The following is a 779-nucleotide window of genomic DNA, read 5'->3' as shown; positions in this document are numbered from 1 at the left end:
CGACCAACGCTTCGCAGATTTTCAAGCGCTTAAAAAAGACTTAAAAGAACGCATTAAACACTCGGGAAACAGCATTCCCGTGCACATTNCGAGCGACGCCAAAACGCCCGTTGCACCGCTACTTACGCTGCTCAATTTCCTAAATACACACTCAATGTCTAATACACATATACTTATGGAGAAACAGTAATGCGATTCATACCTGACGCGAAGCGCTCTGGCATCAACATCGTGCTCGGAGCAGGCTTGGCTCTCGCTCTTTTTATCATGCATTCCCTAGCATACGCGCAAACGAATGCGCCACGTATCATTAGTGCTGATCTCGGCACCACACAGATACTACGCGCACTTGGCTTAGCAGAGCACGTTGTTGCCATTGACCTAACCTCTTCCAGAGAGGAGGCGTTTCATCATCTACCGAATATCGGTTACCACAGACAATTGTCACCCGAAGGTTTGTTGAGCCTAAATGCGGATGTCTTGATCGGCTCTTCACTCATGGGGCCAGAACGCACGCTTGATGTGCTTCGAGAGACACACGTTAAAGTTATCCAGCAAGAGACGCCAGAAAATCTAAGCATGCTAACCAACAATATCTTCCAGATTGCCAAGGCATTNCATCTTAAAGATGAGGGGCTAAGCGTCGCAGAAAAACTGGTAGAAAAAGACACTCGCCTAAGCGCGATGACGGTAAAGCACTCAACCGCTGTATTCCTATTAGATATGGGTGGCGCAAATGGCAGTATGGCCGGCATGGGTACCAGCGGCGATGCTTTCAT

General features: G+C 48.3%; 1 protein-coding gene. It reads left to right on the top strand.

Annotation, left to right across the window (positions count from 1 at the left end):
- Nucleotides 1–189: 189 nt before the first annotated feature.
- Nucleotides 190–779 (top strand): ABC transporter substrate-binding protein (locus tag A3750_RS12920; protein WP_156498571.1); only part of this gene is annotated, 590 nt, incomplete at its 3' end.

This window comes from Oleiphilus sp. HI0079 (genome assembly GCF_001635105.1).
Note: the sequence above shows the minus strand (reverse complement) of the source record. Positions and strands in the feature narration are given on the sequence as shown.